Here is a 25,454-nt window from a genome sequence, read left to right on the forward strand (position 1 = left end):
TCTTTAATAATCTAGCGAACTTTTCTGCTTAAAATAATTGTAATAGGTGGGGTGTAATGCGTTTTTTGTTGGTGGTGCTTTTTGTATGGAGTAGTTCTTGCTTTTCGCAGGAAGGTTATACGGATGTGGCGGTATTATCTAATGGGCCTGCTAGCTACCATGTAACCCCTTTGTTAGAGGCGGTTAATTCTGCTGATGTTGCTAAATTAGAAAGCTTTATCGCCGCTAGTTTTGCACCAGAATTTTTACAGCAGTTTCCAATGGCTATGCATTTGGAGTTTTTACAAGAAGCCCATGCCGTTAATGGTAAGTTACGTTTTGGCTTTGAGCGTAAATATCACAATCCCGGTACGCCGAACGAGTTGGTTGTATTGATTCAGTCTGAAAAAACGGAATTGTGGAGCGCTTTGGCCATTTATTATTCGTCAGAAAAGCCGCATAAAATTAGCGGGCTTGATATGTGGGATGCATCCCTAGCAGAAGAAAGTACGCTAATCACAATGCCAGAGGCGGTTAGTAAGCTTGATGCTTATGTTAAGCGCGTGGCTAAGCGTGAGGTTTTTTCTGGCAGTGTGCTGGTCGGCAAGGGCGACAAAGTGTTGTATAGCCATGCAGAAGGTCTGGCCAGTAAGCGTTTTAATGTGCCGAATAATGTGCAAACAAAGTTTAACCTTGGCTCTATGAATAAAATGTTTACAGCGATTGCCGTTATGCAATTGGTTGAGGCCGGTAAGCTTTCTTTAAGCGATAAATTAAGCCAATACGCTGACGAAAGTTGGCTGCCTAAAGCGGTGAGCCGCAAAATTGAAATTCGTCACTTGCTTACGCATTCTTCAGGCTTGGGGAGTTATTTTAACCAGGCCTTTATGGCAACATCTAAAAACCGCTTACGCACTTTACAAGATTACAAGCCGCTTATTGTTGGAGAAAAACTCCAATTTGAGCCCGGTAGTGATAATGCTTATAGCAATACAGGCATGCTTATGTTGGGTGTGGTGATCGAGTCGGTAACTGGCCAAGATTATTTTAGCTATATTCGAGAGCATATTTATAAGCCCGCAGGTATGGTCAGTTCTGGCAGCTTTGAGATGGATCAGCCGGTGCCTAATTTGGCTATTGGTTATACCGCTAATGCGAAAAATGATACCGGTTGGGTTAATAATCTATATACCCATGCGCTTAAGGGTGGGCCGGCTGGCGGTGGTTTTTCTACGGTTGAAGATTTACACCGTTTTGCACAAGCGCTTGTAAACTTTAAATTACTGGGCAAAAAATTTACCGAGGAGCTTTATTCCCCAAGGCCTAATTTACATTCGCCGGAATACGGTTATGGCTTTAGTGTAGGCGGAACACCCGATAACCGTATAGTTGGCCATAATGGTGGTTTTTTGGGGGTAAGTTCTAACCTTGATATTTATTTGGATCAAGGCTATGCCAGTGTTGTTTTATCTAACTATAGCCATGGCTCTAGGGCTGTTGAGCGAAAAATTCGGCAACTATTAGCGCGTATTAAGTAACCCGTATGTTGCCGTAATATCCTATTTGTGGGCTAATACGGCAGGGCTATTAAGGTAATGGCTAGGGATGGGTAAGAGGTGGCACTTAAGCCTGAAATTGCTTAACGCTATGCTCTAAACCTGCCGCTAGTTTATTAAGCTGCGTGCTAATGGCTTGGATTTTTTGAACCGATGCCACATTGTCTTGTGATGTTTGATCTATTAGTGTGATGTTGCGGTTTATTTCTGCGCTAACTTGCGATTGCTCTTCTGTGGCGGCGGCTGTTTGTAGTGTCATGTTCCCAATGCTATCCATTACATCGCTAACGCCGGCCAGTTTAGAGCTGGTGGATTGAGTCAGTGTGACGGTGTTTTTTAATTGGTTGCAGCCGCCTGCAATGGCGGTAAATACGCTTTCGATCTGATCGTGTAAGCGGGTCACAATTTCATGGATGTCGTTAGTAGAGGATTGAGTTCTGCTGGCTAAAGTGCGTACCTCGTCGGCCACAACGGCAAAGCCTCTGCCTTGTTCGCCAGCGCGCGCCGCTTCAATGGCTGCATTTAAAGCTAGAAGGTTGGTTTGCTCGGCGATGCTTCTAATGGTTTCTACCACCGAGGTGATTTCGCTAGAATTTTGCTTGAGTGAGTCGGCGGTGCTAAATGTATCGCTAAAGTCGTTGGATAGGGTGTTGATGTTCGATGCCGTTGCTTGAACATCTGCAATACTGGTTTTTACCGCCCCGGTTGTTTCTACGGTCAGGTCGGAGGTGCGGGTGGCAATGCCGGCAACCTCTTGAGTTGCTGTAGCGCTTTGGTGAAACGAGACCGCAAGCGAGCCTAATGCTTTACCTTGGTCTTCTGTGCAGTGGTTTACGGATTCAATGATGCTATTTAGTTCTTGCGACTGTGCGCGCAGCGAAGCAATTTCGTCGTGAATATTGCTAATCATTTTCCCTAGTGTTTCTAAGGTGCCGTTAAAGTTTTTGCATAAAGCGCCTACTTCGTCTGCCGATGTTATCGCGATGCGCTGGCTTAAATCACCACCGCCAGAATTAATTTCTTGTAGGCGGTTGGTAACGCCCATTATGCGTTCGCTGATGGACTTGGGGCTAAAATAGCTAATGCATGCAAGGTATAAAACTGTAAGCACTGCCAAAATATTCATTAGAGTTGTAAGCTTGGCCGATTGCGCTTCGCTGGCCTGACGTAGGCTGCTTGCCCTGCTTAATGCGGCTTCTCCGGCTTTATCATACACTGTGCGCAGGGCTTGAAAGCTGTTGTCAGACTTTTCGAAGTCAGCGGTATTTAAGCTGTTTAAAACATTAAGGCTTTCTTGGTGCCATTGGCTATAAAGTGCTTCAAAGTTATTAATGGTGCTTTGCACGATAGGGGCATTTGGTAACAGCTCGGCAAAGCTGCGCATTCGATCTTTTGCCTGCAAGCTGTTTTCCATAAATGTGGCTTTATGTTGTGCTTGCTCGCTGGGGCTAAGCAGTGCGGCCAATATGGCTAGGCGCGCTTGGTATAAGTCTCTGTCGGCGTTGAGAATATGCGATATGGCTGGTACAAATTGTTCCGCCATGGCGGCCGATTGCCGTTTTAGCAGGGTAGATTGGTAATAGCTCACAGCTGCGAAAGCGATAACTGCAATACAAGCAATAATTAAAGGAATTGATAACTTCCGTCTTATGCTCCAATTTTTCATCCCAATCCTCTCCAGTCGATAGTAACTATCGAGACTAATATTCTACAAGTGTAGTCAGCGAATAGGGGTATGGCCAATCAGCGAAAATTTGGCGCTACTCGTTAGCATTGTTGTTTTAGAAGGGCGTAACTAGTGGTACGTAAAAGGCTGCTTACCAGGGATGATTTACGCGATAGTGCTGAGCCGATTAAAGCAGGAGTTTGACGATAATAGTGTTTAGCATGATGGGGCGGCCTGCCTTACCTTTATCGTTAGCGTACGCTAGGTCTATCTGGCGAGCTTCTTTGCTATTGCTGAGGACGTGTTGAGTTAAACGCTCTAATCCTTTCGTCGGCATTAGCGCGAATATTCATATGGAATAGCGGAAGATCTAAGCCGTGATAGGATTTGTCGGGCAGCTTGCCGAGTTTCTCATAGTCGGTGCCCGATTGATCAGCAACATACAAAAATCCCTCTCGGCATTGTGCCCAGCTGTAGCCAACCATTGGCGCTGAAAGTGCATTGAATGTCACGCCTTCGGAGGCGTCGTCACCGACCAGTTTCATCGTATAACTACCGGTGATGGGAACGGACCCCAAATTTAAGCGTGCACTCGCTTTTTTCTGATTGTATTCCCAGCTTAGTGGATTTACGCAAATAGACTGTTCTGGGCTGCTGAAGAGTTTTTGTTTGCCATTTTCACCGTAGGTGTCCCAGTGAACGATACACCCTGTGTCACCGGCTTGTTGGCATACAGAGAAATGCTTGAGTGAGGCTACATAAGCTGGGCTTAGTGATACTGGCCCGCTGCCAATTAAGTAGGCCGCCACAATACGCCGTGATATCGCAGCGTCGTTATCAATATCGCTTAGCAGCCGCATTGCGAGGTGGGTGCCTTGGCTGTGGCTAACAATAATAATGGGCCGCTCATTATTATACGCTGCAATAAAGTGGCTAAAAGCGCGATGAATATCGCGGTACACGGCATCTAAAATTTCATCTCTTTGATTTGGGCTTAAGGCCATATAGGTAAACATTGAAGTTTCGCGGAAATGCGGGGCATAAATGTTACAGCAGCTATTAAAAATGCTCGCTTCGTTCGCTAGCGAAAATCGACTGTTGTCCGCTGTGGCGCTATGGGCACTAAGCGGTGATGTCCATGCTTGGTTGTTAAGGTAACCTGTGCCGTGGATATAAAAAACATCGGTGGTAGCACTACCATCGTTTGCTAGAATATTAACGCCTTGCGGCAATAAATCGGCTTCGTCGATTCGCTCGGGTAGGGAAAGCCAACTGGCGGGCCGAGAGTAATCCGGTGGCGGCGCCATGGTAGAAGCATCAAAAGGTTGTTTAGGTTGCAACAATTGAGAGACAGCAAAAACTAACAATTTTTGATCTTTACCTGTTGTTTTTAAATAAGCATACGCGCCTGCTGAGGTGATAAATAAAATGACGAGAAAAAGGGCAATAGTTTTTAGGGCTTTCACAGGCGCATACCGTTGCAATCGATTCGTGTGGTTAATGGGCTCTAAAACTATTTTTTCAAGATGGCCATGCCGTTGGTTTAACGTTAGGCGATATCTTGGGGCTCGAGCTCTCGTGGAGGCTGGCGCGAGATCAACGGTTTTTCTTCGGCCTATTGTTTGACGGGTTTGCTGAATTTCTTGCGCGCTTCAGAAACTTTTTTCCGATAAATGCATGCTTCGGCATGGTCGTTAATCAACCCCATAGCTTGCATAAAGGCATAGCAGGTTGTTGGGCCAACGAACTTCCAGCCGCGTTTTTTTAGCGCCTTGGCTAAAGCGATTGATTCTTTCGAGGTGCTTGCGCTTTGGGGTTTTTCTAGGTTTTGTGGCGCGGGTTCAAAGCTCCAGAAAAAAGCCGCCAGTGAACCTTCTTGGGCGACTAGCTCTAGCGCGCATCGAGCATTATTGACGACCGATTCAATTTTTCCACGGTGACGTACAATGCCTGAATCTTGCAAAAGCCGCTCGATATCGGATTCGGAAAAATTCGCAATTTTAGTAAAGGGCAGCTCTAAAAATGCACTTTTTCCGCGATAGCGGCTTACAGGTTTTCGCTCCTGCAAAACCTGTATTCGGTCCATCCATGGACATTAGCTCCGTCCTCGAGTCCTCATTTACACCACGTAAACTGCGGCTCTCCGGGCGGTGATTCCTTGCTCTCACAAAAAAATTACTATTTTTAGAGGTGCCCTAAAGTTAAAATCCTGAAAGGCGCGGCGAAAACTTTCGCGTTTTGCCAGAATAGTGCGCCAGCTCAAGCCGGATTGAAAACTCTCTAAGCATATTTTTTCAAATAGGCGAATGTCGTCGTCAACCGGGTAACCCCATTCTTTGTCATGGTAATCGAAAAATTCGGGTGCCGCGGCACACCAGCTGCAGCGAGGCTTGCCGTCGGGGCCTAGAATGGTTGTGTTCATACCGATTCCCTCGGTTGGTTTTAATGGCGCCTAATAAATTGTTAATGACTGCTAATAAAGTTGATTTTTGGCTCTCTCGGCCACAAAGGCTTCGACTTTTTTAACCTCGCTTTCAGGCGTATTCGGGTCTATTTGTGCCATTAATATCCGCGCAAACGAGGGTAGAATACTGCGCTCGGTTAAGGATTCTGGCTGCCACAGCTTGGAGCGTTTAATGGCTTTGGTGCAGTGGAAATATATTTCTGTAATCGAGATGGTAATTGCCGATTTCGGGAGCTTTCCCTGCTGCTTACACTGCTCTAAAAGCTGAGTGTCGATAGAGATTTTTGCGCTGCCGTTAATGCGTAGGCACTCGCCAAAGCCCGGCACTAATACCAGCAGGCCAACGTTTGGGTTTTCGATAATATTGCTTAGGCTATCAAGACGGTTATTACCTGGACGATCGGGTAGGGCAAGGGTTTTATGATCTATGATCTGAATAAAACCGGGCTGATCGCCACGGGGCGAGCAATCTTGAATACCGACACTGCTCGCTGTTGATAGAATCGCAAATGGCGAGAGCGCTAAAAATGCTCGGCTGTACTCGTCTAATTCGCTCCTTTCCTTATCAACCGCTAAACCCAGCGGTTCACCATAGAGTTTACGTAATTCCGCATGGCTGCTAATGATGTTGTCTTCCATATACCCGTGCCCTTTTTCTAGTTCGATGTGGGTAAATCTTCAAACGTTTGTTTTTTGGCATCAAACCATACTTGCAGCGTTTCTGGCTTTTGCATCAGTTCGCGCATAGCGGTCTGGGTGAAATTAAGTGGGCGATTAACGCGTGCTATACCCTAACGTTGCATTCACTTTTGGCTCAGGATCGCTTCGCTGCTGCTAGAGCAGCATTTCTAGCGTCGTACTCAATTTTTCTGGGTCTCGCCTAGAGTGATGGTATCAATCTAAAAAATCTCCGCTCAAAGCTACAAATACCATTCTAAAAGGATCTGCACAGAAAACCTAATGCACGTTGGGGTAGTTGCCAATAATAAGGGCTTATTGGTTAGCGATTAAGCTATTTAAATACACTTCCAAATTTGTATAGTGGTTATTTAAGGTGTAATGGTTGCGATCATCGCTGTTGTCTTTGTCTAGCCCTTGCGCTGTTTCCCATATATCTGGCATGCCGTCGCGGTCGGCGTCACTTGGGCCTTGGGTTGATGGTATTGATTCAATTCCGCCTACTTCGTCTTGGCTGTTAATAATGTAGCCGGTATTGGTGACCATTTGATGAATGAGGCGCTCGTCTGTGCTGTCGCGGCTGAGCGATGCACCGACATTATTTTTGACCCACAGGTAAGCGTCATCGGCCGAAAGGGTGGTGACTTCAGGGTAGTCCCAGCGTTGTGCTATTTTTTGGTTACTTGCAAATGCCGAAAACGCATTCCAGCCGCGATCTGTGCCGTCGAGTATGCCATTAATATTGCTGTCGATTTTATTACCCGACTGAAAAGCATAAATGCTCTCATATTTTTCGTTGTCCCAAATATCCTCTGGGGTGTTGGAATCGTTGTTGGCGATGTAATAATTGCCAACCATATTCACTTCTGCGCGCCCACCTTTAGAACCATCAATCGATTCGCCTTGGCGCTGCCCCCAGCCATAAATAACATTATTGACAAAGTCGAGCTTCGCTTTGTAAACCGTTGGCGATTCCTGATTGGGGCCTATGCCTGGGTTGCGCATATCGTTATGTGCATAAAGGTTGCGGTAATAGGTGTAGCCGCCGCCATCGTTATTATTTGCGCGCACCAGCGAGCCAAAACCATGAGGCATAAGGTACGACGACCCGTTTTTTGTTTTAACGAGGTACGAATCGTTAAGTGCTTCGGCAATAATAGAATTTTGAATAGTAATGTTATTAGACCAGGTGACCGATAAGGATTCGTCCACGCTCCACGATGCTGATATGTGATCCAAAATGACATTGTTAGCGTGAATTACGCTAATGGCGTCTGCGTTGCTGCCTTTTAAATCGCCATTGCCACGCGGTGGTTTTACACCGGTTGTGTCGTACACATTAAAATCGCCACAGCGAAAGCGCATATGCCGGATGATCACGTTATTTGCTTCTACCAGCGTGTTGTACCCGTAAACCGTTATGCCACCTTCTGGCGCTGTTTGGCCGGCTAGGGTGATGTTATTTTTATTGATGATAAGCGCCGATTCGAGCGCAATATTGCCAGAAACATCAAAAACGATGGTACGCGGGCCGTTAGCGGAATTAATCCCTTCGCGCAAAGAGCCCTCGCCAAAATCGTTAAGGTGCGTGACGTGGTAAACATCGCCACCGCGCCCACCGGTAGCAAAGCGCCCGTAACCTTCGGCGCCAGGGAATGCAACAGGCGGCGAGGTAGGGGGAGAGGAGCTTAGGCTACTGCTGCTGGCAGCACTGGGTGAGCTTTGTGCGCTACTGGCATCGCTTGAATGCGTTGCTGTAATAGTACTAGAGCTACTAAGGGCGGTTTGTCCGTCGCAAGCACTTAATAAAAGTGACAGCGCAGCAGTACACAGGAGAAGTTCGGGTCTCATATAGCTTTACCTTATTATTGGTAAGGCCAGTTTATGTTATTTGCTGAGTATTGGTCTGCCTTGAGTGGTGTTTTGCGACTTGTTTGGCAGTTTTAAGGGCGGCCATATAGTGGTTATATCGGGCCAGCTTGTAAAAGGGCTGCCGCTAAAGCGCCCTTTTACAGGGGGTATGGGGATGGTCACTGGGTGAATTCTGAATCCATCCATAAATATCGACTTCGTTGCCAGTTGATCAGCTTTTCTACCTCGCCTGCGTAACTGCCCGGGAGTTCCAGTGTGGCATTAAACCACGATCGCCATTCGAAGATAGGCTGGTCTTGAACGGTGGCCCAGCGATCAAAATTATCGGCTTGTGCTATGTCTAGCCATTTTGCTCTGGCGCTAATGTAATAAAATAGTTGCTCGAAGGTGCCTTGGGTTTTCAGTTCGCCCCAGCGCGTTTTTACTTTTTCTTGAAAGGCAGGGTCCTCAAAAAGGCGGGCAAACCATGGCGTGTTTCGTAAGTGCCAGCCTGCGGTTAGGTGTACTGTCGAATAACTAACATTGCCCATGCCAAAATCAAAATCCCATATGGGGCCAAAATGTAGCTTGCCGTCTCGTTTTTTGTACATAAAAAAGCTCGCCACGCCGCCATCTACATTTTTAAAGTATTCGTTAATAATGTAGTAGTCCACCGCAGACGCAACATCAATATAGGCGGCGTAGCCTAAGCCTGGGTCGGTAAAAGAGGGGCCAAATAGTGCGCCTTCGGTATCGCTTAGGTATTGCTGTAAATAGCTGCGCTGTGGCTCGCGAGCTTCGTCTAGCAGTTCGTCTGGGTCTTTGGCGCAGATCGGAGGCATATCATGAAGCGAATCAAAGCAATAGGTTTCTTCTCGGTCGGTATTTACTCCGTCGACACACGTTGGAAATATATTGGAAGCCTCTGGAAAATTGCATAAATCGGTTGCCATTCGAAAATCGACTTCTAAAAGATAGCTACCAGTAATACGTTGAGGGTCTTCTTCTTCGGCGTCCAGCTCGGGTAGGTTAATGCGGTTTTTAGCTAGGCGGATGTGCTCAACAAGTTGGTATACCCCTTCATAGTGGCCGTTTAAAATCAATTCGATATGTCGGTCTGCTACCGTAAATTCGCTGCCTAGGGCTCGGCTAAACGTAAACGCTACGTCATTGCGAATTAATGTTTTATCGGCCATGTTAGCAAGGAAAACCCAATGCTTATTGGCCGCCATTCCCAATAGACTAGTCGATTTTTCGAGCCGTAAGCGATAAGGCTTTTTGTCAAAATCCCAAGTTGAGTTACCGCGCCCACGGATTTTTAACTCGCCAGTTATAGGTAATTCGTCAATATCGCTGAGTTCGTAACTGGCTGTTAAGTAGGTGTCCTTAGTGACTACTGGCAGGCTATCGGTGGTATTAATAATCAATTGGGGCAGGGTAGTGGTGGTGCCGGTGGGTATCCAGCTAGCAAGTGTAATTGAGCTTGCTGAGCTAGATTGTTCTCCTGAACTAGATTGTTTTGCTGAGCTAAATTGCTCTACTGAGCTCGATGCCTGTGATGAAGTTACGCTAGTGGAATTATTCTTTGTACCGCTTCCGCATGCTAATAGGTTTAGCCCCATTGCGCTAAAAATGATTACCGCTGTCAGTTTATTCATTTGCCGCCCTTTTATTATTATCGAATTGTTATCGAAATGGCATTTTTTTATGCATTCTTAAGGTATCAACAATTCCGGTAGTTTTATGCCGTGGTCTAATACAATCGGATATTTCAATAACAGATAATACGCTCTATAGATTGAGGTGTTGATACCATAAAACGAATGAGCTGACCGAATCGAACCTATACGTCGAGTTAAATAAGAAGATGTTGCGCTAAAACGCTGTGATAGTTGGGTGCCTATGAGTTATTGTGCTTAGCTGCGCCAGAGAAACTGCCCGCTACAAAAGAAGATCTGACGCGGTAATATAGCGGTCAGGGCTACAGCTATCGAGTGCGGCTTCGTTATCGTACGTATGCGCTTGCAGTAGAATGCTTTGTAGGTGTCGTTTATCCTAGATGAAGCGCTGTTTTTGCGCTTTTATCAAGAAACGGCCGCTATATGTGGCGGTTAATAAATTTATCGGTAGCTATTTGGCCATAAAAAATATTACTCACTCGGAGGGCTGGTTGATCATTTTCTAGGCATTCGTGCGTCGGGGGCGCTAGCATAGTGCCCAGCCCCAGCCCCAGCCCCAGCAACGATGCGCCTGGGTAGATTTTGCACCTGCATAAGGATATGCAGGATTAGACTCTGCTGGAGACTTTGCAGGACAAGCAAAAAGTCGAGGAGCGCAAAGTCGTAGATGGCTTAAGCGGCCTAGAAAATGATTAATTAGCGCTCAATTTTGTAGATGCCTGAATAGTTACAATTTATCAAGGATTTAAAAATGGAAAACAATATTTACGACGCCCCGAAATCGGATTTAGACACTAACCAAGAACGCCATGACGGCGGTGAGCTCGCCAGTCGTTGGAGTAGGGTTGGCGCAAGCCTTATCGATGCATTAACAATTATTCCGATAACACTCCCGTTAATGTACTTTACCGGCGCTTTTGAAAACATGTCGGAAGGTGTTCAGCCATCTATTTCCTACAGTTTAGCGATTACCTTAGTCGGAATTATTTTGTTTTTAATGATTCACGGTTATTTCTTGTGTCGAGATGGTCAGACCCTAGGAAAGAAAGTGCTGAATATAAAAATTGTGACGTTAGATGGCCATTTACCGTCAATAGCGACTTTAGCTAAGCGCTATGGCTTTTATTGGATTGTACCAAGTATTCCGGTTATTGGGGGCCTTTTGAATTTGGTTAATCTTTTATTTATTTTCTCTAAATCAAGACGATGCATTCACGATCACTTTGGTGGTACAAAAGTAGTTTATGTAAATACTTGATGTTGTTTCGTCCACTTTAAAATTCACTTTTTTGCGCCGATGGTTTGTAAGGTACTCAGAACCCGTTTGTTTTGGGTGCCCGGCTTTAACTGCGTTAAATAGCCCAATTCAAAATTCCATCTTGAACACTCAAAACAGCTTGAATAGGTGCGCTGCCGTCGTAGCTCCAAAGCTCTGCCAGTACGCGCGTTTGAGTACTGGGTATTTGTAGTTGGCTAGTATAAACGCCGTCAGTTAATGCGCCCGAAGTGATTTGGCTGTTGTAGTGTGGCAGGTAGCCTGTGTTGCTTTCTTGGTAGTTGCCATAAAGCGAAAGCTGGTAGCGGTTACCGCCATGGTTTTCAAAATGAACGTTCAGTTGTACGGTACTTTGGCTGGCAAAATCGAAATCTGGTGCGGCAACTAACGCATCAGTTGTGGTTGTGCTAATGGTTGCCGTACTAGAGCTTGATGCGGCGCTAGAGCTGCTGGATGAATTCACGTCGCTAGAAGAGCTTATGCTGCTATAGGTGGCTGCGGTATTTTCTGCGTTATTATTTTCGCCGCCGCTACCGCCACCACTTCCGCAGGCAGCAAGTACCGTCGTGCATAAAACAGCTGTGAATATTTGGTTTAGAAGATTGCCGTACTTTTTGCTGTGGTTATTAAAATTCACAGTGCTACCGGTGTGCTTAATGTTCATAACAGGGCCTACGTCTAATCAGTAAAAAATTTAATTGTTTGAATCTATGCTTTTTTCTAAGGCATAAAAATATGTTGTGCTTGACCATTTTGCAGTGTGTGCCAGTTTTTGTGCTCGGCGCCTTGGCTTAAGACAAAATCGGCAAAGTTGGGGTAGGCCTGTAGTAAGTCGGTGCGCTCTTTTGGCCACTGCCAGCTACTGCTGACTTCCATCGCCCAGGGTAAGTTATTGGCGGTGCGGTAATAGCGCTGCTCTTGTGGGTTGCTGGTATCTTCTTGCAGGCCCCAAAAGGCGGGGTCGAAAGCTTCTGTTGGCGCTTGGTCGGGCAGGTGGATTTCGTAGGCACGGCCTGGGGCCGTGGCAAATGCGCTGCCGTGGTAATAGTGCGGGGTGGCAAAAATAAACGGGTCGTAGGGTTGTGCGGGCATAGCGCTAGCGGCAATTTCACCGTTTAAGGGAATGCTTAAGTCAAAGTTAAAGGTAATGTCTTGGTCGCAGTTCTCTTGTGTGCGGTAAAAACCACACACGGGTTTAATTGTTTCGTTTAGGTGCTCGCTAATAATAAATATGGCTTCTTCGCGGCCTGCCTCTAATGGCGAGGGGGCCAGTACATCGTTGTAGCGCAGTTGTAAGGTTTGCTGGTTTATTGCTTGCGCGGCTATACCCGGCAGGCGAATGGCAAAACCGCTGTGGTAGCTGCCGCCCATGGCTAATAATTTACCGCGAATATCAACGCGTTCTACGGTTTGTGTGGCGGTGTTTATGACCTCGGTGTAGCGCAGGCCGACCACTACATCGTTCATGTCGTAGTCGGCGGTTTGTGGCCAGTTATCTTCGTAGGCTAATGTCGTCCAGCCATTGGCCGAGGGGTAATACTTGTAGCTTAAGCCTACGCTTGCGACATTAACGGTGTAGTCTTCTACCTCGCCGCTAGTGCTGCCACCAGATGGCGCTAGTGTTTCTTGTTGGCTAAAGCGAAAGCGCGCCCAGGTTTGGCCTGCTAGCGCGCCTTCAGGAACGCGCATTACTAGGGTGTTGGCGCCGGCATTTAAGGCTTGGCCGGTAAAAATTTGTTCGCCTTCATCGTCAAAGTCGCCATCTTGGTTCCAGTCGAACCAGGCGTTTAAGTAGCCGTTGTTGCTAGCGATAACTTGCACGACACTATCGAGGCCTGTTTCAAAAGCCGTGACAAAGCCGACGCCGTCATCATCTAAATCCTCAAAGCTGCTGTTATCTGGGCCATTATATTTACCTGCAGGTGCACTAAAACCAAGGTAGGTGGTGTCATCGAGGGCGTGGCGCGCGCCGTTATCTTGAATCAGTGTGCCGTAGCTGGCGGGTGCATCGCCAAAGTCGATAGTCGCAGGTTCGTCCTCATCAATAATGGGGGCTTGCGCACAGCGGGCGCCGTCGTTTTGGCTAGAGTAGGGGCCGTTGGCAAATAAGGTGGCGGTTGGCCCTATGATTTCGGTTATTTCTACAGAAGCTAGGTCAATGCGATAGATAAAACCATCGCTATTGCGTGATAAGTACAAGTAACCGTCGACATCAAAATAGGCGGCGCCAAAAGTACCCGTTACGCCAGTGTCGCCCATTTCGCGAGCGCTTCCGTTGTTGGTATCAAACTCATATAAAATCCCAGTTCTATTATCTACCCCATAAAGGTGATTGTTGTTGGGGTGAAAGGCAAAATCGGTGAGTGTAATACTGGCAGATGTTGTGATTGTTTCTGCGGTTAATATCGCATTAGGGTCGTTATCGAGCGGGCTTAAATCAATACGGTAAAAGCCTGTGCCCTTGCGGTATAAATAGTAATAGTGGTTATAAGTATCACCTACATAAAACGTAGTATTACTGGGTAAACCATTAACGTTTATCGCTCGCGCTTTAAAATCGCTACCTATTTGCATAACTTGCTTAAGGGTTGTGTTGTAGCCATAAATGTAGCGGTCTGTATCATTAAAGCCTAGGCCATTTATGTTGCCTGCAACACCGGCATCGCTTTGTAATATTGTGTAATTCCCGGTTGCTAAATTAATGCCGTAGGCAGCAACAGGGTTACCTTGAAACAAAAAGGCTTTGCTTGGGCAGCTGCTAAAAGGGGCTGCATATGCAGAACTTGCAAGGCCATAGCACAGCAGCGTTGTTAGGCTTTTTAAAGGGCTTACAGCAATATTGCGGAACATGGACTCACCTATTGTTAAGTTGGCAATACAAAACACAATGTAATAGGGGTGTTGCAAGTGCTGTGCCCAAGCGCATTACAATGGCTATAGTGCCCTGTAGCCCTTATGGCGCCTGGGTTTGCTCGATTGTAATACTTCAAGCCCTGCCGCAATTTGCAGTGTGGGTGCGTTTGTATTCGCAATTTGCAATTTCAAAATGCGAAAGCAATTGGCTTTATTTGTCCTCTTTTATATGTTCAAACCTCAAGCATTTTGCCGTGGCGTAACTTCAGTGCACGGCAGTCAACGGCTGCAGGTCTATTCTTGTTGTTAATGTTTTTTAAATTTTTATTTGGTATCTAAATTGCTATTGCCATGTATCTTTCAAATAAAATGAGAATAGTGTTATGGCGATTTATTTAGTAACTGGTGGTTGTGGCTATTTGGGGTCGCGTTTGGTATCGCATCTTATAGAGCGGGGCCATTATGTGCGCGTGCTCGATAATTTGTCTCACGGTATACCTGTTAGTGCATCCGATTGCATGGAGCTTAATGTTGGCGATGTATGTAATGCTAAAACCGTTGAGCAATTTATGCAGGATGTTGATGGCTGTTTTCATTTGGCTGATATGTCTGAGTACGGCTTTGATAAAAATAATTTTAGAGATATAAAAGCAACTTTAACCGGAGGCTTTAATGTTTTTTCTGCTGCGGCCAAAACAAAAACTAAGGTGGTATATGTCTCGTCTTCGGCTGTATATGGCGATAATGCCGAGCTACCCTTAAGTGAGTACGCCGAGCCTTGTCCTTTAACGCCTTATGCGGCCGATAAGCGCGCGTTAGAAATTCACGCAAAAGTTGCTTCCTTAATGGAAGGTGTGCAAACCGTTGGCTTGCGATTATTTAATGTGTACGGCGAGCGGTATGAGCACGAATACCAAAGTCGCGATGTGGTAACGCAATTTATAATGAATGCGCTACAAGGTAAAAGCATGACCATCTATGGCGACGGTGAGCAATCGCGCGATTATGTACATGTTGACGATGCGGTAAAATTTTTAATGGCCGCGATGGACTATTCAAGCCGAATCCCTGATATTTTCAATATTTGCAGTGGCGAGGGCGTTACGGTTAATGCTTTAGCGCAGCGCATTATGTGTTTGGCCAATGCGCATGTCGCTGTAAACCATAAAACCTCGCGCAGTGGTGATATTTATGGCTCTGTTGGTTGCCCGGCAAAAGCGGCCGAAAAACTAAATTGTTCCACTTCAATTTCGTTGAATAAAGGTTTGTCGCAGCTAATTGCATTTTACCGCAAGCAGTTAGGGGTAGAAATGGCACAGCCCTTGTCCCCTTTTACCGGTGTCGCAGAGGCCTGGCAGCGCGTGGACGATAGCTTTATGCGCGATACCCCCCGTTTGGATGACTATTCTGCGGCGCGCTTTTAGTGGCTAGTGTGGCGCCAGCGGTGAATGTTAATGCGCGGCTACTGGCATTGGACGGGCTGCGCTTTGTTGCCGCCTTAGCTGTTGTGCTTTACCACTATATTAATCGCCCGGAAGCGGCTGACTTTGGCATGCTAGGGGCAATAACGCAGTTTGGTTATTTAGGCGTACCACTGTTTTTTATGATTAGTGGCTACGTGATTGCTGTTTCGGCTGCGCAGCGAAGCCCTTGGGCGTTTTTAGTGGCGCGCGCGGTGCGCTTGTATCCGGCGTATTGGTGTGGGCTTGCCTTTACGGTTGCAGTGGTGTTTTTAAGCTCGGGTAAGTTTCCTACGCTTGCACAGCTATTGGCAAACTTAACGTTGTTTAACGATGTGCTAGGCTTTGCCAATATTGATGGCGTGTATTGGACGCTACATGCAGAACTACGCTTTTACGCCTGCGTATTTGTATTGCTAGTATTGGGTGTTTTTAACCATTACCGCTGGTGGCTGACGGTTTGGCTATGCATAACGTTGGTCCATCTTTTTACCGGTCAGCCGTTTTTCATGGGTTGGTTTATTAGCCCGATTTATTCGCCTTTTTTTATTGCCGGCATTTTGTTTTATTTAATGCAGCGCGGTGGTTATTCTTGGTTTGTGGCTATGATGCTGCCGGCTTGTTTGTTGTTAGCCTTATGGCGAGGTTTTGATGTGGCAAGCAGTTTTATTGTTGATGTCACGCTACTACAGCGCTGTATTTGTGTAGCCGCTGTGGCTACATTTTTTGCAATTTTTTATTGTATTGTTCGGTCGCAGAGTGATAAGCAGGTAATAGTGCGTACCGATATTGCTAAACCTTTAATATGGCGGCGTGTTTTGCCGGTAATGGGTGCACTCACTTACCCTTTGTATTTGCTGCATAACGTGGCTGGTAAAGAAATTATTGATACTTTAATACCATTTATTGGCGAGGCTACAGCGATTACCTTAACGGTTGCCTTTATGCTGCTGTGCAGCCTAATACTGGTGACTTATTTAGAGCCACCTTTGGCGCGCGGGCTAAAGCGATTATTGCAAGGCCGATTTTTCCCAGTTTTGTTTTTTGCGGTAAATCGTCGACGGGCTAACATCCAGTAAAGCCGCGGCTTTGGGGATGTTGCCGTTTGCCGCTGAAATCGCAATCTCAATGGCTTCTCTTTCGACTTCGGCAAGGGTGCGCACGCGGTGGGGTTGGTCTGAACTAATCGCAGGCGTGTAATGGGGTGTAACCATTGGGGGCGTGGGGCTGGCTGTTTGCATGGCTGTGGCTGTAGCAGGTGCTTGCTCTGGCTGTGCTAATGCTTCGCTTGCTGCGGGTTGCTCAGCAGGAGGTATGGCCGCAGCTTGTGGGGTGGGGCTTATTGGTGTGGTTTCCGAAACAGTGCTTTGCCATTTATTGTGGTTAAGTGGCGGCGGTAAATGCTCGCGTTGTACGGTGGTATCGTTATGCAGTACCACAATGTTGCGCATTACGTTTTGCAGTTGGCGGATATTGCCCGGCCAAGGGTAGTTCAAAAATACCTGCTGTACGTTGTCTGATATTCCTTCGAATGGCTTGTTTTCTTCTGATGCAAACTTACTTAAAAAGCGTGTTGCCAGCAGCGTGATATCTTTGTCGCGTTCGCGTAATGGGGGTAGCTCTATGGGTAAGACATTTAAGCGGTAGTATAAGTCTTCGCGGAAGTTGCCGTTTTGTACTTCTTCTAACGGGTCTCGATTGGTGGCGCAAATAACGCGAACATCCACGTGTTCAACTTTACTGCTGCCCACTTTTTGCACGGTCCCGTTTTGTAAAAAGCGTAATAATTTAGTTTGTAAATCCAGCGGCATTTCGCCAATTTCGTCCAAAAATAGGGTGCCGCCGTTAGCTTCTAGCACGGCGCCTTTGCGCTCGTTATGGGCGCCGGTAAAAGCGCCTTTCACGTGGCCAAATAATTCGCTTTCGATAAGCTCGCGAGGTATAGCACCGCAGTTAATTGCAATAAAAGGTTTGTTATGGCGCGGGCTTTGGCGTTGAATGGCTTCAGCACACACCTCTTTGCCAGTGCCGCTTTCGCCTGTAATAAACACCGTGGCTTTACTGGGCGCGGCGGCATCAATAGTTTTGTAGACCGCTTGAATAGGTAAGCAAGCACCAATAAAACCATGGTAATGGTCGCGTGTTAAAGTCTTTTGGATATTGGCAACGGTGCTTTTAAGGTTGTGGTTTTCCAAGCAGTTGCGCGCGGTGGTACGCAGGCGATCGGCAGATACGGGTTTTTCGAGAAAGTCTTTTGCGCCGGCGCGTATAAGCTCCATAGCGAGGTCGACCGAACCGTGGGCGGTAACAATCACCACTTCGCAATCGTGTTTTGCAATAATCCAGCTCAAGACTTCTTGGCCGGATATATCGGGCAGGTTTAAATCGAGTAGGACAAGGTCTGGCGGGGCGTTGTCGATGCTGACCATGGCATCTTTACCGGTTTCGCACAGTTCTACCTCGACCGCTAAAGAGGATAGGTACATCTGGTAGGTGACTGCCAGCGACTGGGTATCTTCAACTATCAGTATGCGTGTTCTGTGTGTCATGCAATTGTCGCTCTTTATCCAATTGAGCTATACCGGTTAATCGATTGCTGTACTCCGGTTTAATGCCCAGCTAATAATATCAATGTGACGTCGTCACTTGCGCTACCTGCTTGTTGGTCGAAGCAGGCCATAATGTGTTCTTTTGCCTGCGTTATTGGCAGGTTATAGCTTTGCTCAATACTGATGAGCACTTCTTTTTCCAATTTTTGGCGCTGGCTTGGGTTGTTAGCGCCTTCAAATAAACCGTCGCTGTACAAGACTAAACGCTCGTCGGGGGCGAGGGTATAGCTGCTATTGCTGTAGCTATGCTGGGCCATTAGCCCTGGCAACATGCCGCCGTCATCCAGCCTTTTTAAACCATTGGGGCCAACAACAATGGGCGGCGGATGGCCAGCACTGGCATAACGAAACTGCCCATTGGGCCATAGCTCTATTACTAGTGTAGTTAAAATTGTGTGGCTTAATAGTTCATCGGCAAAAGCCATATCTGAGAGCTTGTTGAGTACCTCGGCTGGATCAAACTGTGGTTGTAAATCAAAGCTGGGCGTCATGCTTTTGACTAGGCCTCGCAGGTAGCCCGTATGGGCGTGGGCGAAGAATTTGGCGCTGATGTCGTGGCCCATCACATCTAACAGTACCAGTGTTGGCTGAGGGGTAGCCTCTAGGAATACGGCATCGCCACCACCGGCTCCAGTATTACGGCTGGCGTATTCTATCGCCCAGCTTAGGCAGTGGTTTGGCAGCTTAGGGCAGAGCGCTTGCGTAATGTGTTGGTCTAGGCGCTCGGTCACCCGTGTTAGCAGCTGAGTAGAGCGCTGTAATACGCGCTCGATAGACGTAATTAATTGCTGCTTGCTGACAGGTTTTTGTAGAAAATCGTCTATGCCTAAATACGCCAACCTTTCGGAATCGGCGATTTCTTGGGCGCCGGTTAAAAACATAAAGGGGATAAGGTCGGTATTGGGGTTGTCAAGCAGTGTTTTGCGCAGTTCTATGCCATTGGTGCCGGGCATAGAAATATCGGAAACCACAACATCAATAACCTGTTGCTGCGCGGTTGCTATGGCTTCTTCGGCGGTGTGGCAAGCCAGTACGTTGTAATCGGCTTTAAGGTATTCAAGGTATAAGTAATTTTGTGCCGGGTCGTCTTCGACTAACAGTACGCTGGGTTTGATGGCTTTATGAGGCCATTTAAAGTTGCAAATAACCGCGTTAGTAAAAGGTGCTTGGGCTTGTTGGTAATACACTGTTTCGCAACTGGCGGCTAATAAGGCAATGCCGCGCCCATGCTCGGCGAACGGGTCGATATCCTCAAGTTTTACGGCTTGTTTAAAGGGGTCAAAAAGACCGCCGTTATCGCGGTATTCACACACTAAGTGTGTGCCGGTATTAAACAATGCAATGCTAAAGCTGCTAGCTACTGGCGCTTTGCTGTAATTAACCGTGTTGGCGATTAATTCGCTGACACATAACAACAGTGGGTTATAGGTTTGGGGTATCCAGTGTAAGCGGGCGACAATATCGTGAATATCCGCGCGGCATTTTTTTAGTATGCTAAGTTCGGCAGGGTAGTTTTGGTAAAAAATGCAGCGTTTCATAATTGGCCTATTATTGCGCAGGTTTGTTGTTTAATGCAGAGCGGCTAAAAACGCGCGCTGCGCCTTAAGCGTGGTTTCGGCTAATTGGCTGATTCCCTGCATTGCATCGCGTACGCGCTCGTATTCCCCCGATTTGGCGTTCAATTCAATAACTTTTGCTTTTGCTGATAATTCAATTGCACCAAAACTGGCCGAGCTGCTTTTTAATATATGGGCCTCATCGCCGAGCATAGACCAAATTTCTTGCGATAAAAGCAGCTCCATTTGCGGAACGCGCTCTTCGACCTCTTTGAAATAAATACCTAAAATAACCTGCAGTGACGAGGGCGATGTATCTTTAATTAATTGCTGTAGCACTTGGCTATCTAGAATATTGCTGTTTTTATCTTCCGTTGTTTGGTTGTTTGGCGTGCTTGCGGCAGACGATGCGCTAGTGCTTTTTTGGGGGTTGTTATTCGTTGTTTGGTTTGGCGCGCTGCTATTCGATAATGCCCGAGTGAGCCATTGATTTACTTTGTGGTTAAAGATTTTAGTATCAATGGGTTTGCTAATGTAGTCGTTCATGCCGGCGGCTAAGCAGGTCGCGCGGTCTTCTGCGAAGGCATTTGCGGTAAGGGCAATAATGGGCGTTTCTTTGTTACTGGTATTACCTGCACGAATATGGGCGGTGGCTTCTAGGCCGTCCATAATTGGCATGGATAAATCCATCAGTATTAATGGGTAGTGATTTTGTGCAACTTTTTTGAGGGCTTCTTGGCCATCGTGGGCAATATCGGCGGTAATATCAATGTTTTCGAGCAGGGCTAGTGCCACGGCGCGATTGGCGGCGCCATCTTCCACTAATAATATACGTTGCTGGTGAACAGGCGCGGTTTTATGCCATTCTTTTAGGTTCCCAAGACGATTGTGAATTAAACCCGAAAGCTTTGAAGGGAGTAAAGGTTTATCCAGCGCAGTGCTAAAGCCACGATGTAACCTATGGCGTAATTCTTCGGTGGTACGCATATCGCTAATGCACACAAAGCGAATTTCTTTAGCTTGAATATATTGCTCAACTTGCTTGTGGTAGTGCCTGATATTATCTGAGCATTCATCTGCCTCGCCAAAAATATAAGCGGTATTTAATGGCGGCAAAGGTTTTTTAAGGTCATTAATTGACAGCATGGGAACGTGTAGGTCTTCTAGCTGCCGTGCCAAGCTGCTGCGCATAATAGTATTTGGGCAATCTAGCAATGCAACAATAGATTGCGGCGGTGTGGCCTTATGGCCCTCAAAGGGTTGTATGCGGGTGTCATTTTTGATGCAGTGTTCTGGGCATGGCGCGAGTGGTAAAAACACACTAAATTCGCTGCCTGCGCCAGGTGTGCTGGTAACGCTAATATTGCCAGACATTAGTTCTACCAGTTGTTTAACAATGCTTAAGCCAAGTCCCGTGCCGCCAAAACGTCGGTTTTCTGAAGCCTGAGCTTGAATAAACGCCGAAAAAACATCTTCGCACTCGGCTTGGCTCATGCCTATACCGGTATCAACAATTTGCAGTAATAAGCCGGCTTGGCCGTTTTTTTCTATGCGATTAACGGCTAAGTGAACGCCGCCCTTTTCGGTAAATTTAATGGCGTTATTAATTAAGTTAATAATAATTTGGCGAATGCGTTGCTCATCGCCTTGGTAAAAGGCATCGCATTCTGGCGCGATAGTAAGCGTTAATTCGATATTGTTTTCTGCTGCGCGCATCCAGTAAAGGGTAATAATATCTTCCGCTAAATGGGTGATAGAAAATGGCGCTACATTGAGCGACAAATGACCGGCCTCAATTTTAGAAAAATCTAAAATGTCATTAATTAATGACATGAGTGTTTGCCCGCCGGAATAAGCTACTTCGGCATACTTTTTTTGCTTTTCGTTAAGCGCTGTACCCAATAAGAGTTCGGCCATATTAATAATGGCATTTAAAGGCGAGCGAATTTCATGGCTCATGGTGGCCAAAAATCGGCCTTTGGCATCGCTGGCTTGCTCTGCCTGGTGCTTTGCAACCTTTAGTGCTTTTACGTAATCGTTTTGGCTTAGTTCGCCCGCCGGCGAGTGCGGCGTACTTGCAGTTTTGCTGGGGGCGGATGTAAAACGCAGGCCCAGCAACGGTGGGTGCGTTGCGCAAGATAATCTAGACGCTATACACAGCCAGTGGGTGTCGTTATGTGTTGTGGTGAGTTGTACTTCGCTGCGCAGGCTTTGCCATTGTTGTGCTGTTATCCAGTCGCACAGGTTTGCCCCTTGTGCTACAGGCACGGGGCCTGTGGCCTCTATTAGGTTGCCGTGCCAATCTATAACGGCAAGGCCATCGTGGGTTACAGCGCTGCTATCGCCAAAAGCAAAAGTTAATAAAGATTGGCCGTTTAAAAAGAGTGTTAACTGGCCATCTAGCTGCCAGCACTGCACGTGTAAGTAACGGGGTGATGCTTGCGGTGGCTCGATAACGATAACGCTGGAGTGTTGAAGGTATTGTTGGCGACACTCGGGGATTAAATTGGCGCGGTAATCCTTTAATGCATTAAGTACTTGGGCAGTGCTTAGTGGCTCTAACAGTTGCTGCGCCGCTGGGTTTAGGTCGCAAAAACTTAAAGCGGTATTGGTTTGCAGGCAGGCTTGGGCAATGTTTTGTATGTTAAGCATAAGGTCACCTCCAAAAATAGTAATTTTTGTGTGAGAGCAAGGAAGCACCGCCCTGAGGGCCGCAGTTTACGTGGTGTAAATGAGGCTCGAGGACGGAGCTGACGCCGCTATCGCGGAAAAAGTGCATTTTTAGAGATGCCCATAAGGTGTTTCCGGCGTCTGTTGTTGTAGGCAGGCTGGCGCTTGGGGAAGCTGTGCGCGTTAAACATCACTAGGCCTTACGATTACAATGGCAACATCAGCAAGCTGTTGTTAATTTTATGTTGTATCCACCCACTAAGCTTAGGCAAACATCGCTCTAGGCGCTTGGCTTGTCGAATGAGTTCTTGCCCAAGTGATGGGTTATGTTGATTATTCATGACCATGGCGGTTGGCGTAATGTCTTGTTGCTGCAACAGTTGCATGCTGCGTTTGAGGTGTGGCGCTTTGGTGACGCCTGCTTGAATCATTACCACGGTGGCATCGGCGACTGTGGCAACAAGGTCGGCCGGTACACCTTGGTTGGCATGGTTTTCTACGGTGGCGGAGCACAATGGTGCGCAATCAATCACAATGGCATCAAACCCTTTGCCCAGCTGATCGAGTTGTTTAGCCAGTGTGGTGGGGTTGCGCAAAGCGAGAATATGGTTTTGTTCTTGTGGCGCTAAAACACCGGTCACTACATCGTCGCCGATACTGCTGGTGACTAACATCGGGGTAAATAAATGGTGTGTTTGCGGTGTTGCTTTTATGCTTTTATGGCTGGCTGCGGTCGTTGCTTCGCTTTCGGGTGATTCTAGATTCTCTAAATCCAGGCCGATATCGCACAGTGCTGTCATGGCAGGTGCAAAAGAGTTTAGCTCAACATAAAGCACGGATGCTCCGGCTAATAAGTGACGTTGCGCCAATGCCATTGCCATTGTCGATACGCCTGATTTTTCGTCGCAGGCGGTAATGGCAATGCGTTTATGGCCTGCACCCAAGGTTTTTAAATATAAGCGGTCTAGGTCGCAGTGATTTAGCAGTTGCATGATTCGGCCTTAATAAATAGTGGTGGAGTTAAAGGGCGCCAATAAGTGCGACCAAACTTACAGTTTGAATAATGTCACGCATACCTTCGCGCGTTTTGTACAGCACGCTTTCGCGGCGATGAGGAACAAAAATAGTATCGCCGGCGCGCAGTACCGGCAGCTTGCTGAAATCGGCGGTGCGCGAAAATTTCTTTAGGTTAAATACGGTGGCTTGATCTTTACAGCACGACAAATTCACAACCGTAATTTTTTTAAGATAAGCTTCGTCGCTGGTACCACCGGCTTCTGCCAGTAAATCAAGAATGCTCATGGTATCGTCAAAGCGATAGCGGCCAGGTTTATTAACTGCACCCAATACGCGAATAGTGGTTTCTTTAGGGGTGTGCAGCCAAAGGCCTTTTTGTGCCGGTACATAAATGGTATCGCCGGGTTTTACGTCAGGCAGTAAGGCCTCGTCGCCGGTTTCGAAATATAAATGTAAATCTAATGCGCTCACTTCGGGGCGGTTTTTACCGCGATGGCTAATGCGAATAGCGGAAATATCGGCTTTATCTGTAGGGCCATCGGCAGCGGCGAGAATATCTAAAAAGTGCATGGCATCGGTAAAACGGTAGCGCCCTGGTGCTCCGACTTGACCAAAAATATAGATGGAATCGTCAGAGGCTTGGCGTACCCATTGGCTTTTGTTATCGGATGGGTCTTGGGGTAAATCGTGAATGCGCACAGTGGTGCCTGCCACCAATTGCGGCAACTTACTATCACTTAAACCTTGCTCGATAAAGGTATCTAAATTAAAAGCAATTTTTCGCGTTTGGTTTTCGCCTTCAGGAATAACAACTTCAATACGCGAGGTATCTGCACGTGAAGTGGGGCCGCCAGCATGGGCTAGTAAATCCAGTAGTGACATTTCATCGGACCACTCGAAACGCCCGGGGCGCACAACTTCACCCAATACCCGAACGGCACGGCTCGGTGCAACTTTTAACCATGACTTTTCGTTCATATCGGTTTTTTCTGGGACAAAAATGGCGTCGCCAGCTTGTACGTCTGGTAGTGGTTGTAAGCGTGTAGATTCTGTAAAGGCGGCTAAATCAAAGGGAACAACATCGCCGTTGGCGCGGATTAAACGAATTTGTCGGCTTTCGGCGTAGCGTGTAGGGCCGCCAGCATTCGCTAGAATATCTAAAAAGGTTGCACCTTTTTTACCTTCGTAAGCTCCAGGCTTAAATACTTCGCCCATGATATACACCATGTTGGAACCCGATTTGATTTCTTCTTCTTGAATCGGAATAAAAATAGTGGTGTTTTCAGTGATCAGGGGCAGGGCGCTTTCGTCGCCAGAATCTAAATACTTTTTTAGGTTAAAAAGCTTTGGGCTGCCGCCACTAATAACACGAATTTGTTCCACCGACGCGTAGCGTGTAACACCGCCTGCTCGCATTAAATAATCGACAACGCTAGCGCCTTCGTTAAACGAAAAACTACCTGGGCTGCGGACTTCGCCAAATATTTTAATGGCATTTTGACTGTCGGCGGCATCGCCACTGTTGGTTAAACTGCTGGGGTTAAAGGCCGTTTCAATATTGCCGGTTTTGGGCGAAGCGGGAACAAAAATTTCATCCAGTGATTGTAATCTAGGCAGTACGGCTGTGTCGCCGGTATCCATATAACTCTTATAGTTAAAGACGGTTAATTCACCGTTGCGGCGCAGTTGAATTTGGTCGAGTTGAGCGCCGTTGCGCAGCCCACCGGCCAGCACAAACGCGCTTTGAATATCGCCACCTGCCGATAACAATACCTCGCCAGGCTGGTTAACGTAGCCTGCAATTTTTATAAGACGTTGCTTTTTACCGATGCGTACTGATAAGTCTTCTATATTGCGAAAGGCTTTGCTAAGTTCTTTTTTAACCGTTGTGCGCAAGGCTTTTTCTGTTAAACCGACAACGGTTATTTGACCAACTTCAGGCAAATTGATAGTCCCGTCGCGCTCTACCGAAAAAGCTTTGCTTAGGCTTGTTTCGCCAGGGAATAAAAGCGTGATTTCATCACCGATATTAACAGTAAAGGCTTGGTCGTTAGTTTGTGCTCCGTGCGCAATATTGCCTAAAATCGCAATAATTAAAAATAAGCAGGCGGGTATTAAATGTTGAGTAATATTGCGCATG

At 46.9% G+C, this 25,454-nt stretch carries 18 protein-coding genes; 4 read left to right on the forward strand and 14 right to left on the reverse strand.

Annotated elements, in window-relative coordinates; translation table 11 throughout:
* Nucleotides 1–56: 56 nt before the first annotated feature.
* Nucleotides 57–1,517, forward strand: coding sequence for a serine hydrolase domain-containing protein (locus tag MARGE09_RS12530; RefSeq protein ID WP_236982392.1), 1,461 nt, complete (start codon nucleotides 57–59; stop codon nucleotides 1,515–1,517).
* A gap of 85 nt (nucleotides 1,518–1,602) precedes the next feature.
* Here the strand turns inward: MARGE09_RS12530 and MARGE09_RS12535 are convergent, their stop codons facing one another.
* The 7 genes from MARGE09_RS12535 to MARGE09_RS12565 all read right to left on the reverse strand — a co-directional run bounded on the left by MARGE09_RS12535 (nucleotide 1,603) and on the right by MARGE09_RS12565 (nucleotide 9,852).
* A complete protein-coding gene (locus MARGE09_RS12535) occupies nucleotides 1,603–3,201 on the reverse strand; it encodes a methyl-accepting chemotaxis protein (protein ID WP_236982393.1) in 1,599 nt (532 codons plus the stop codon).
* Nucleotides 3,202–3,488: 287 nt separating this feature from the next.
* Nucleotides 3,489–4,667, reverse strand: a complete 1,179-nt coding sequence (locus MARGE09_RS12540) for a DUF3089 domain-containing protein (RefSeq protein WP_236982394.1) — start codon at nucleotides 4,665–4,667, stop codon at nucleotides 3,489–3,491.
* 149 nt (nucleotides 4,668–4,816) lie between these two features.
* Nucleotides 4,817–5,287: a DNA-3-methyladenine glycosylase I gene (locus MARGE09_RS12545; protein ID WP_236982395.1), complete on the reverse strand. Its 471-nt coding sequence runs from the start codon at nucleotides 5,285–5,287 to the stop codon at nucleotides 4,817–4,819.
* Between the two features lie 78 nt (nucleotides 5,288–5,365).
* Complete coding sequence (locus MARGE09_RS12550; protein ID WP_275068720.1) at nucleotides 5,366–5,623, reverse strand: DNA-3-methyladenine glycosylase I; 258 nt, start codon at nucleotides 5,621–5,623, stop codon at nucleotides 5,366–5,368.
* 51 nt (nucleotides 5,624–5,674) lie between these two features.
* Complete coding sequence (locus MARGE09_RS12555; protein ID WP_236982396.1) at nucleotides 5,675–6,304, reverse strand: pyridoxamine 5'-phosphate oxidase family protein; 630 nt, start codon at nucleotides 6,302–6,304, stop codon at nucleotides 5,675–5,677.
* Between the two features lie 354 nt (nucleotides 6,305–6,658).
* Nucleotides 6,659–8,194, reverse strand: coding sequence for a pectate lyase family protein (locus tag MARGE09_RS12560; RefSeq protein ID WP_236982397.1), 1,536 nt, complete (start codon nucleotides 8,192–8,194; stop codon nucleotides 6,659–6,661).
* A 179-nt stretch (nucleotides 8,195–8,373) separates the two neighbouring features.
* Nucleotides 8,374–9,852 carry a CotH kinase family protein gene (locus MARGE09_RS12565; protein WP_236982399.1) on the reverse strand — a complete coding sequence of 493 codons (1,479 nt, stop codon included), beginning with the start codon at nucleotides 9,850–9,852 and terminating at the stop codon, nucleotides 8,374–8,376.
* Nucleotides 9,853–10,624: 772 nt separating this feature from the next.
* Here MARGE09_RS12565 and MARGE09_RS12570 point away from each other — a divergent pair.
* Complete coding sequence (locus tag MARGE09_RS12570) at nucleotides 10,625–11,131, forward strand: RDD family protein (RefSeq protein ID WP_236982401.1); 507 nt, start codon at nucleotides 10,625–10,627, stop codon at nucleotides 11,129–11,131.
* 94 nt (nucleotides 11,132–11,225) lie between these two features.
* On the opposite strand, the gene MARGE09_RS12575 is transcribed toward MARGE09_RS12570, so the two are convergent.
* Together MARGE09_RS12575 and MARGE09_RS12580 are read right to left on the reverse strand one after the other, a co-directional pair.
* Nucleotides 11,226–11,813: a hypothetical protein gene (locus MARGE09_RS12575; RefSeq protein ID WP_236982403.1), complete on the reverse strand. Its 588-nt coding sequence runs from the start codon at nucleotides 11,811–11,813 to the stop codon at nucleotides 11,226–11,228.
* A gap of 56 nt (nucleotides 11,814–11,869) precedes the next feature.
* Entirely contained in the window at nucleotides 11,870–13,999 is a 2,130-nt protein-coding gene (locus tag MARGE09_RS12580) for an LruC domain-containing protein (RefSeq protein WP_236982405.1), read from the reverse strand.
* Between the two features lie 386 nt (nucleotides 14,000–14,385).
* Between MARGE09_RS12580 and MARGE09_RS12585 the strand changes: the two genes are divergently transcribed.
* Both MARGE09_RS12585 and MARGE09_RS12590 read left to right on the forward strand, forming a co-directional pair.
* Nucleotides 14,386–15,426, forward strand: coding sequence for an NAD-dependent epimerase/dehydratase family protein (locus MARGE09_RS12585; protein ID WP_236982407.1), 1,041 nt, complete (start codon nucleotides 14,386–14,388; stop codon nucleotides 15,424–15,426).
* Nucleotides 15,426–16,541 (forward strand): acyltransferase family protein, encoded by a 1,116-nt coding sequence (locus tag MARGE09_RS12590; protein WP_236982409.1) that lies wholly within the window; start codon nucleotides 15,426–15,428, stop codon nucleotides 16,539–16,541. Before MARGE09_RS12585 ends, MARGE09_RS12590 begins: the two co-directional genes overlap by 1 nt.
* On the opposite strand, the gene MARGE09_RS12595 is transcribed toward MARGE09_RS12590, so the two are convergent.
* From MARGE09_RS12595 to MARGE09_RS12615, 5 genes are all read right to left on the reverse strand, one after another.
* On the reverse strand, nucleotides 16,473–18,011 hold the full coding sequence (locus MARGE09_RS12595) for a sigma-54-dependent transcriptional regulator (protein ID WP_236982411.1): 1,539 nt from the start codon (nucleotides 18,009–18,011) through the stop codon (nucleotides 16,473–16,475). The genes MARGE09_RS12590 and MARGE09_RS12595 overlap by 69 nt on opposite strands.
* A gap of 59 nt (nucleotides 18,012–18,070) precedes the next feature.
* The gene (locus MARGE09_RS12600; protein ID WP_236982413.1) at nucleotides 18,071–19,609 is read right to left on the reverse strand and encodes a SpoIIE family protein phosphatase; all 1,539 of its coding nucleotides are present in this window, start codon (nucleotides 19,607–19,609) and stop codon (nucleotides 18,071–18,073) included.
* A gap of 30 nt (nucleotides 19,610–19,639) precedes the next feature.
* Nucleotides 19,640–22,279: a hybrid sensor histidine kinase/response regulator gene (locus tag MARGE09_RS12605; protein ID WP_236982415.1), complete on the reverse strand. Its 2,640-nt coding sequence runs from the start codon at nucleotides 22,277–22,279 to the stop codon at nucleotides 19,640–19,642.
* A gap of 224 nt (nucleotides 22,280–22,503) precedes the next feature.
* Nucleotides 22,504–23,289: a P-loop NTPase family protein gene (locus tag MARGE09_RS12610; protein ID WP_236982417.1), complete on the reverse strand. Its 786-nt coding sequence runs from the start codon at nucleotides 23,287–23,289 to the stop codon at nucleotides 22,504–22,506.
* A gap of 28 nt (nucleotides 23,290–23,317) precedes the next feature.
* On the reverse strand, nucleotides 23,318–25,453 hold the full coding sequence (locus MARGE09_RS12615; RefSeq protein ID WP_236982419.1) for a polysaccharide biosynthesis/export family protein: 2,136 nt from the start codon (nucleotides 25,451–25,453) through the stop codon (nucleotides 23,318–23,320).
* Nucleotide 25,454 lies beyond the last annotated feature (1 nt).

The organism is Marinagarivorans cellulosilyticus (genome assembly GCF_021655555.1).
GTDB lineage: Bacteria > Pseudomonadota > Gammaproteobacteria > Pseudomonadales > Cellvibrionaceae > Marinagarivorans > Marinagarivorans cellulosilyticus.

What these genes read in the sequence shown, in the direction of transcription:
- MARGE09_RS12530 (WP_236982392.1), top strand. Translation starts at nt 57, where the DNA reads ATGCGTTTTTTGTTGGTGGTGCTTTTTGTATGGAGTAGTTCTTGCTTT.
- MARGE09_RS12535 (WP_236982393.1), bottom strand. Translation starts at nt 3,201, where the DNA reads ATGAAAAATTGGAGCATAAGACGGAAGTTATCAATTCCTTTAATTATT.
- MARGE09_RS12545 (WP_236982395.1), bottom strand. Translation starts at nt 5,287, where the DNA reads ATGGACCGAATACAGGTTTTGCAGGAGCGAAAACCTGTAAGCCGCTAT.
- MARGE09_RS12550 (WP_275068720.1), bottom strand. Translation starts at nt 5,623, where the DNA reads ATGAACACAACCATTCTAGGCCCCGACGGCAAGCCTCGCTGCAGCTGG.
- MARGE09_RS12555 (WP_236982396.1), bottom strand. Translation starts at nt 6,304, where the DNA reads ATGGAAGACAACATCATTAGCAGCCATGCGGAATTACGTAAACTCTAT.
- MARGE09_RS12560 (WP_236982397.1), bottom strand. Translation starts at nt 8,194, where the DNA reads ATGAGACCCGAACTTCTCCTGTGTACTGCTGCGCTGTCACTTTTATTA.
- MARGE09_RS12565 (WP_236982399.1), bottom strand. Translation starts at nt 9,852, where the DNA reads ATGAATAAACTGACAGCGGTAATCATTTTTAGCGCAATGGGGCTAAAC.
- MARGE09_RS12570 (WP_236982401.1), top strand. Translation starts at nt 10,625, where the DNA reads ATGGAAAACAATATTTACGACGCCCCGAAATCGGATTTAGACACTAAC.
- MARGE09_RS12575 (WP_236982403.1), bottom strand. Translation starts at nt 11,813, where the DNA reads ATGAACATTAAGCACACCGGTAGCACTGTGAATTTTAATAACCACAGC.
- MARGE09_RS12580 (WP_236982405.1), bottom strand. Translation starts at nt 13,999, where the DNA reads ATGTTCCGCAATATTGCTGTAAGCCCTTTAAAAAGCCTAACAACGCTG.
- MARGE09_RS12585 (WP_236982407.1), top strand. Translation starts at nt 14,386, where the DNA reads ATGGCGATTTATTTAGTAACTGGTGGTTGTGGCTATTTGGGGTCGCGT.
- MARGE09_RS12595 (WP_236982411.1), bottom strand. Translation starts at nt 18,011, where the DNA reads ATGACACACAGAACACGCATACTGATAGTTGAAGATACCCAGTCGCTG.
- MARGE09_RS12600 (WP_236982413.1), bottom strand. Translation starts at nt 19,609, where the DNA reads ATGAAACGCTGCATTTTTTACCAAAACTACCCTGCCGAACTTAGCATA.
- MARGE09_RS12605 (WP_236982415.1), bottom strand. Translation starts at nt 22,279, where the DNA reads ATGCTTAACATACAAAACATTGCCCAAGCCTGCCTGCAAACCAATACC.
- MARGE09_RS12610 (WP_236982417.1), bottom strand. Translation starts at nt 23,289, where the DNA reads ATGCAACTGCTAAATCACTGCGACCTAGACCGCTTATATTTAAAAACC.
- MARGE09_RS12615 (WP_236982419.1), bottom strand. Translation starts at nt 25,453, where the DNA reads ATGCGCAATATTACTCAACATTTAATACCCGCCTGCTTATTTTTAATT.